This is a genomic window from Methanocalculus alkaliphilus (genome assembly GCF_024170505.1).
Classification (GTDB): Archaea; Halobacteriota; Methanomicrobia; order Methanomicrobiales; family Methanocorpusculaceae; genus Methanocalculus; species Methanocalculus alkaliphilus.
Window position 1 is genome coordinate 92,904 of the sequence record NZ_JALJYG010000007.1, and the last position, 8,360, is coordinate 101,263.

The window sequence follows — 8,360 nt, forward strand, 5'->3', positions numbered from 1 at the left end:
CCCCCGGTATCAGGCAGGTCCACCCCGCCATGCACCCGCCGGGACCCGGATCTCAAACCTCGCCCCCTCTCCATACACCCCGGTCTCGATAATAGAGATCCCGGTGATGGCGAGGATCTCGCGGGCAAGGAAGAGCCCAAACCCGGTATTTCTGCCGACGCCCTTTTTGAAGATCTCCTCCTTCTGGTCATCCGGGATGCCGGGGCCGTCATCTTCCCAGGTGATCAGAAGGGAGGCCTCCCGAGGGGTGCAGGTGATCGTGATGGCGGTTGCCCCTTCCGCATACCGGATCGTGTTCTCCATCAGGTTATACAAGACCTTGACTATCATCGGATCAGCCAGCACCTGGTGTCTGCCACAGACTGCATGAAGAGGCAGATCTGATTCAGGGATTGCCATGATGAGATCATCGATGGTGTGCCACGCCGCCTTCTTCACACCAACCTCTTCGTAGATCCGGGTGAACTCGATCTGCCGCTGTATAGCGGTCGTGGCCTTCTTCACTTCGTCGAGGTAGCGTGCCTGAACGGGATCCACACTCATCTCCCCGGCAAACTCGAGGAAGCCCTGGGATACCATGACCTGGTTGAGGATATCGTGCCGGGTGATACTGGAGAGGAGCTGGAGTTTTCTGTTTGCGGTATGGAGGGCTTCCTCATAGGTTATCCTCTCGGTGATATCCCGGGCCGCCGCGTAGATCAGGGTACCTTTGGGATGCGACCGCCACTCGATATACCGGTATGATCCGTCTTTACAAAGATATCGGTTGGTGAAGTTCAGGACCTCTTCGCCCCGGCCAAGATCGGCGATTGCATCGAGAGTGGCCTGCATATCATCAGGATGAACAAAATCAAGGAACTTCCGTCTATTGAGTTCTTCGGTTGTGTATCCGATACTACTGCTCCATGCCGGATTGGTCTTGATGAAGTTCCCCTCAAGGTCGGCGATGCAGAGCAGATCAAGATTAACATTGAAGAAGCTCTCCAGCTCCTCTGCCTGTTTCTTCTGTTCGGTGATGTCGATATTGGTCCCTGTCCAGCGAACCGGTCTGCCGTCTGCATCTCTCTGGACGTCGCCGCGGGTGAGGATCCACCGCCAGCTCCCGTCTTTGTGGCGAAGACGGTGTTCAACCTGGTAGGTATTCGCTCTTCCCTCCTGATGATCGCTGACTGCCTTCATGATGCGGGCGGTCTCATCGGGGTGCCAGAGGTTCATCCATCCGGTGAAGGTATTCTCGATCTCATGATCCTCATACCCGAGCATCCTCTTCCACTGTTTGGAGTAAAATACCCGGTCATTGATCATGTCCCAGTCCCATAACCCCGCCCCGGTCCTCTCAATTGCCCGGCTGTAGCGATCCTCGCTCTCCCGGAGGGCTGCCTCCGCTGCTTTTCTCTGGGTGATATCCGTGAATGTAACGGCACAGAGTTTCGGTCCTGCCTGGTAGGCGGAGATCTCAAAATCCGAGCCAAGAAGTTCTGACCCCTCCTCAAACTGCAGTGGTATCCCATTCTGTCCGACACTCCCGTACTTTTCTATCCAGCCCGCCCTGTCACGTTCTATCCCCGGAAGTACCTCTGTCAGGAGCCTCCCGGCCACCTTCTCCATCGTCAAGCCGGTCGTGGCAGCAAAGCGATTATTGGCGGCAAGAATACGAAGATCCACCGGATCACCGGTCTCATCCTCAACAACCTCAAAGAGGACAAAACCGGCATTCATATTTTCAAAGAGCGTTCTGAAACGCCTCTCACTATCAGACAGTGCGTTTTCTGTTTCCTTGCGGCCGGTGATATCCATGACAAACCCGGCTATCCGGACCGGCCGGCCGTCCTGATCGCGGATGACGCCTGCCGACTCCCTCACCCAGAGGATCTCCCCGGTTTTTGTCTGGATCCTGTGCTCGTACTCAAGCGGTATCCCTTCCTTCAGGTCTGTTATCGGCTTATTGGTCTCGATGACATATTCTCTGTCATCAGGATGGATACAGTCGAGAAACGCTTCAAAAGTGCCTTCAAACGCACCCTCTTCCAGCCCGAAGAGGGCCTCGCATTCAGGTGACCAATAGAGCCTGGACGATCCGATATCATAATCCCATGTACCTGCCCGGGCGAAGATCTGTGCCTGGGAGAGCCTCTCCCGGTAGAGCTTCAGTTCGTCCTCCATCTCTTTTCTCTCGGTGATATCGATCCAGGCACCGTTCACCTCCAGCTCTGCATCGTTTTTCCTTGAAACAATCTGGGTGTCAAGTAGCCAGTGCCAGTTGCCGGCGGCATCCCTGAACCGGTACGTTACCGCCACGGGCGGGCTATCCCTGAGCCGGGCAGGCACCGCCATGAGATCCTGCATATCATCGGGATGTACACAGGCTGCCCAGAACTCCATGTTCCCGATGAAGTCTTCGGGAGCATAGCCGAGGATATCGTTCACCGTATCGTTGATAAAGACGATATCAGGTACACCATCCTTATCGACGGTGTAGCTGTAGACCACTGCGGGGGTATTGGTGAGGATGGTTTTCAGCCTCTCCTCGCTTCTCCTCAGCCTCTCTTCTGCCAGTCTGCGTCCGGTGATATCGTGAAATATGCCGCGTGTATGGATCTCTCCGTCAGAGTGTCTGCAACTGACATTTCCTTCAACGAATACGGGTCTTCTGCTTTTTGTGAGAAAGATCGCCTGGACATTCTCCACGGCCTCACCTGCAATAACCCTCTGAAATGTCGCCTGGCAATGGTTAAGAGAGTCCGGATGAATGATATCAAAGAGGGTCAGGCTCCTGAGATCCTCGTCGGTATAGCCAAACTTCTCCTTCCAGGTCTGGTTGACAAAGACAAACCTGCCCGTGTCATCGACACTCTGGATAAGGAGATTGGCTTTCTCAAAGAAGTCACGGTACTGCTCCTCGCTCGCCCGGAGTGCTGCTTCTGCCTTCTTCAGATCGGTGATATCATGGAATGATGCAACCGACTGCCGTGTGCCGGGGATCATCCCGACGGTCAGGTGGACTGCATGGGCCTGGCCATAACGGCTGATGAACGTAAACTCGTACTGTTTTGGTGGTGCTCCCCCCTCCTCCCTCCTCTGCTGGTGGTAGGCGTTCATCCGGTCGAGATCCGATCTGCTGACAAACTCCGTCCAGCTCCTGCCGACAACCTCGTCAAAGCTATATCCATAGATATCCAGAAACGCACTGTTTGCCAGCGATACTGTGGTATCCTCCTCAAGGATGACGGTCGGTGCCTCGGTATATTCAAAGATTGCCCGGTACCGCTCCTCGGAGAGGGCACAATCGCGCTGGATTGCACTGTTCTCATCCAGCCGGGATCGCAACTCCTCCTCAGATGCGGCAAGCTGTTCATATGCTGCCCGTGCCTCCTCCTCCGAGGCTTTCCGGTCGGTGACATTGATATGGGTTCCGATGGTGATATTGGTCAGTTCTCCCTGTTCATCCCGGAGCCGCCACCCGCGTGACCAGATCCAGACCCAGTGCCCATCGGCATGTCTCATCCGAAAGTCGTTTTCGTACATTCCGGAGTTGTTGCCTGCAAGGAATCTCCTGAAGTGGTCTGCAGCCCTCTTTCCATCCTCGGGATGGATCAGGTCAATCCAGACCTCCTCCAGATTGGGGTTCCCGGAGAGGTCAAAGTCCCGGGAATCGCGGCCGAGCATGGCGAAGTACTCAGGTGAGCACCAGAGAAAACCAGTATCATACGAAAATTCCCATGCCCCGGTATTTGAGACGGCTATAAGAGCCTTGTATCGCTCGCCAGCAGTCCGCACCTCCCTGTCTGCTCTCCGTTGCCGTACTGCATACAGAATCTTATTTGAGAGTTCGGCAAACTGCGACTTTGGATCCCCGCCTTTCTGGAGGTAGAAGTCAGCACCTTCGTTTAATGCCTCAATAACGACATCTTCTCTCCCTTTCCCGGTGAAGATGATGAAGGGGGTGGACCTATTCCTTGATCGTATATATTTCAGAAAGGCGATCCCATCACAACCCGGCATCTGGTAGTCGGAGACGATGGCATCAAAGGAGCCTGTTGCAAGAAGCTGTATCCCCTCCTCAGGGCTTCCTGCCACAGTCACCTGGATCTCCCCGGTCCGTTCAAGGAAGATCTTTCCAATCTCAAGGAGGGGGGGTTCATCATCCACATAGATGATGCGAACAGGCTGCTCCTTCATATCTTTCCCTCCCTGCTGTTCTGCCATGCACCCGCCGGGACCCGGATCTCAAACCTCGCCCCCTTGCCGCAGATCCCGGTCTCGATAATAGAGATCCCGGTGATGGCGAGGATCTCGCGGGCAAGGAAGAGCCCAAACCCGGTATTCCTGCCAACGCCCTTTTCGAAGATCTCCTCCTTCTGGTCATCCGGGATGCCGGGGCCGTCATCCTCCTGGATGATGATGAGATCGCCATCCCGCTCCTCACACCGGATCCGGATATGTTCTGCCCCCTCGGCATGCCGGATGGTGTTGTCAGAGAGGTTGTAGAGGACCCGCTCAAACATTGGATCCGCATAGACTGCATACCCCTCGCAATCATGATGGATCGGGAGGCGGGCATCCTGTGTCTGTTTGATGATGGCCGGGAGCTGCTGCCAGGAGGGTGTGTGAAGACCAAGCTCCTCATACACCTTTGTAAACCCGATCTGTTTCTGGATGGCAGTGACAGCCTTCTTTGACCGCTCCAGGTAGGTGACCAGTTCGGGGTCGCCGACCTCAGGGAGGGTCACATCAATATATGCCCGGATGACCATGATCTGGTTGAGGATATCGTGACGGGTGATGCTTGAGAGGAGCTGAAGCTTTTTGTTGATGGTGTGCATTGCGTCCTCAGCAGCCTTCCGGTCGGTGATATCACGCCCGGTACCGATCACCCTGATGCTCCCATCCCCATGCCGGATGGGATCGCCACTGCTGAGTATCCATCGTATTGAACCATCCGGTCTCTGTATTCTGTATTCCATCGATCGTCCGGACCTCTGTTGTATCCCGTCCGCCATCGTCCCCTGCACCTTCGGTAGGTCTTCGGGAAGAACATACGAGAACCATACAGCAAAGTCATGATTGAGCTCCTCTTCTGTGATACCCAGCACTTTGGAGCCTGCAGGTGAGATATAGCTGGAGAGGAATCTTCCTTTCGCGTCAAGATCATAACTCCAGACGATATCCTGTATATTCTCCAAAATTGTATTCAGTCGCTCCTTATTTTCCAGAAGTGTCGCCTCTGCCTGCTTCCGTTCGGTGATGTCCTGCACCGTTCCATGAAGTCCGATGAGATTGCCGTTCATATCATGGCTCTGGTGCCCCAGTCCGTGGACGATTCGTATCGTGCCATCGGGGCGGACCATCTCAAGTTCCAGGCTGAAGGGTTTACCGGTTCTGAAGGTTGAATGAATGGCCGGCCTGAGACGTTCCCAGCTTTCGGGGGTATAGAGTGGCTGATGGTCGCGATAGTTTGGTGCCGGCAGAGCCGGATCCCTCCCGGCGATCGCATACAGCTCTTCCGACCACGTCATGGTATCCGTCTCCCTCACCCAGTCCCAGATCCCGATATGTGCGAGACGGTGTGCTTCCATCAGCCGTTTTTCTGCGATGGCAAGATCATAGTCGGCCTCTCTCTGCCTGGTGATATCGACAAATGATCCCATCATGGCGACGGGGGTCCCGGAGGTATCACGGACGAGGTTGGTCGAGAGTTTCAGTGGCAGTGATGATCCGTCCCTTCTTCTCCCCTCTATCTCTCCGGACCATGTTCCCCGGTTCAGAGTCTCCCAAAGAACCTGCCCGGCTATCTCTTTTGATATATAGAAGTCGGATGCCGGCCTCCCGAGGACCTCATCGGGTGATTCATATCCCGATGCGGTAAGAAATGTGTGGTTCACATACCTGAGGATCCCATCGGGACCTGCAATGACAATCCCATGGATTGAGGAATCAATGGCGGCACTCTTCAGGAAGAGCGCCTCTTCTGCTGCTTTTTGGTCGGTGATATCCTGGGCAATCTCGATGACACCGATCATCCTCCCTTCAGCATCGAAGACCGGCTCGGCCCTTTCGTCCCAGTACTTCCCATCAGGGGTGTGGATGATCGTCTGCTCACTCTTCATGGACCGGAATGCCTTCACCGTGGGGCAGTTCGGGCAGGGGCCGGATGCATCCCCCCATACCTCATAACAACGGCGCTCCTTCACCTCCTCTGGCTCCATCTTTACGGATGCAGCGGCGGTTTTATTTGCCCAGAGTATCTCAAGATCATGGGTTACGTACGCGATATTGATATCAATGCCGTCCAGAAAAGCCCCCTTCTGCGCCTCGCTCGCCCGCAGCGCATCCTCGACCCTCTTCCGCTCGGTGATATCCTGCAGGCTTACAGCAAACTTCCCATACCCCGGGCTGTATGCGAGTACATCATACCATCTGCCAAGCTCGGATGAGTAATCCTGAAAATGACGGGAGATCCCGGTGAGTGCAACATCACCAAACGCCTCGATCCAGAAGTCTTCTGTTCCGGGCAGGATCGTACGGACCGTTCTGCCAATAATCCTCTCCTTTGAGAGGCCTGTCATCTCCTCGTAGGCGGGGTTGACGTTGATGAACCGATAGTCGGCCGGGGTGCCGTGTTCATCAAGGATGATCTCATGCACTGCAAAACCGGCGTTCATCTGGTTGAAGAGGAGGGAGTATTCCTTCTCACTCTCAGAGATTGCCTCTTCGGCCCGTCTCCTGGTTACCGCATACCGGATCTTATTTGAGAGTTCGGCAAACTGTGACTTCGGATCCCCGCCTTTCTGGAGGTAGAAGTCGGCACCTTCGTTTAAGGCCTCGATGACCACCTCCTCACGCCCTCTTCCGGTGAAGATGATGAACGGGGTGGTATTGCCGGCGGATCGGAGGTGTCTGAGAAAGGTGATCCCATCCATTCCGGGCATCTGGTAGTCAGAGAGTATTGCATCAAAGGACCTCTCCGGGATGATCCGGAGTGCATCATGGGGATTTGTACAGGTGGAGACCACATAGGCTCCTGTCCGTTCAAGAAAGAGCCTGGCTATCTCAAGGAGGGCGGGTTCATCATCAACATAGAGGAGAGAGATCTTCGGCTCGTCATCTGCCGGGGCGGGCATACTCTACTTCTGTCGTACGGGACGATATATACATCTACTTCTGCAGCATCCCCACATGCCAGAAGAGGTCCTCCCGATGATGTCATCCGGAATGAGGAAGGGGTGCCTTCCGCTCCGGATACCGGCTCTTCCGGACCTGATATCCGCGATGGCCACTCCCGAAGGAATAAAAGGTGGAAGAGCCATAATAACGCCGGTATTGAAAGAAAAGACCCCATCGGCTCCATTGGAGGTTCTGCCACGGCTCGGAGAAAGGACTCTCTCTCCTCTATCAGGATTGTACGGCGTGGATTCGTTCATATCGCAGAACAAGCGTGCCGTTCTCCCCGGTGACAACGAGACGGAAGATATCGCCGGGTTTGATCTCCATTGATCTGTGGACTTCAGAGGGGATGGTGATTCCCAGATTCTCCCCGGTGGCCACCGGCAGACAGGTGGCTTCGTACAGGGGATGTTCTGCCGTTGCATCTGCTCCCTTCGCCCCTGGTGGAGCACCCTTCTTTGCTCTTCTGTTCCTCCCGTCAGTCGGGACGATCTCGCCGGTCTCTTTATCAACCCGCCCGATGAGGGTACGCCTGGCACGTGACTGCTTCTTCTCCTTATCCCAGTAGGATATGGATTCGTAGGCATAGGTGATCCCGGATCGTTTATCTGTCTGGTAGATGATTGCCGTCATGGAATCTCGTTAGGTATGGTGTATGATGCATAACGATCATAAGGCTTTGGCTCTGATACAGAAGAGTGATATCCCCTGGATAAACACCACCTTCTTGGACTTTGCCTCTTTCCAATCGTTCTATTTCAGCAGCTCACCCGATCTATCCATATCGTCCGGATTCGTGTTCTCCCTGAAGAAGCCGGGCAGGTCCTATCGAACAGTATCCATTGCATCATCGCCCTCGCCTTCTTCTGGGTATGGCAACAGGTGTGACTGGTTCATAGGCCTTGAGCCCTTGATCACCGGTGAGGATCTCCACAGCATAGCCCGATTGCGCATAATACTCGGTCACATCCTTTATCGTAGCGTCACCGAGAGAGAGCTTTTCCGCCGCAAGAGCGGGCCAGGAATCAGCCAAATCCCTCAACTTTTCCGCGGTCCATAATACAGATTGGTCGGAAAAAGCCGCCCAGGGAGACTCTTCATCTCACTTTGCGAGGCAGCTCCCATGATCCGTTGAATTTCATCACTCCGAATCAACAATCAGCCATCCCCAGCGATCTCTTCCCCATCATTTCCAG

4 protein-coding genes are annotated in these 8,360 nt (G+C 54.7%); all 4 read right to left on the bottom strand.

From position 1 onward, the window contains the following. Positions 1–9: 9 nt before the first annotated feature. Positions 10–4,179 carry a PAS domain S-box protein gene (locus tag J2T58_RS06755; protein WP_253488353.1) on the bottom strand — a complete coding sequence of 1,390 codons (4,170 nt, stop codon included), beginning with the start codon at positions 4,177–4,179 and terminating at the stop codon, positions 10–12. Beyond that, positions 4,176–7,121 carry a response regulator gene (locus J2T58_RS06760; protein WP_253488354.1) on the bottom strand — a complete coding sequence of 982 codons (2,946 nt, stop codon included), beginning with the start codon at positions 7,119–7,121 and terminating at the stop codon, positions 4,176–4,178. Before J2T58_RS06760 ends, J2T58_RS06755 begins: the two co-directional genes overlap by 4 nt. Before the next feature lie 271 nt (positions 7,122–7,392). Beyond that, the gene (locus J2T58_RS06765; RefSeq protein WP_253488355.1) at positions 7,393–7,797 is read right to left on the bottom strand and encodes an AbrB/MazE/SpoVT family DNA-binding domain-containing protein; all 405 of its coding nucleotides are present in this window, start codon (positions 7,795–7,797) and stop codon (positions 7,393–7,395) included. Between the two features lie 214 nt (positions 7,798–8,011). Then, on the bottom strand, positions 8,012–8,197 hold the full coding sequence (locus tag J2T58_RS06770) for a hypothetical protein (protein WP_253488356.1): 186 nt from the start codon (positions 8,195–8,197) through the stop codon (positions 8,012–8,014). Positions 8,198–8,360: the final 163 nt, after the last annotated feature.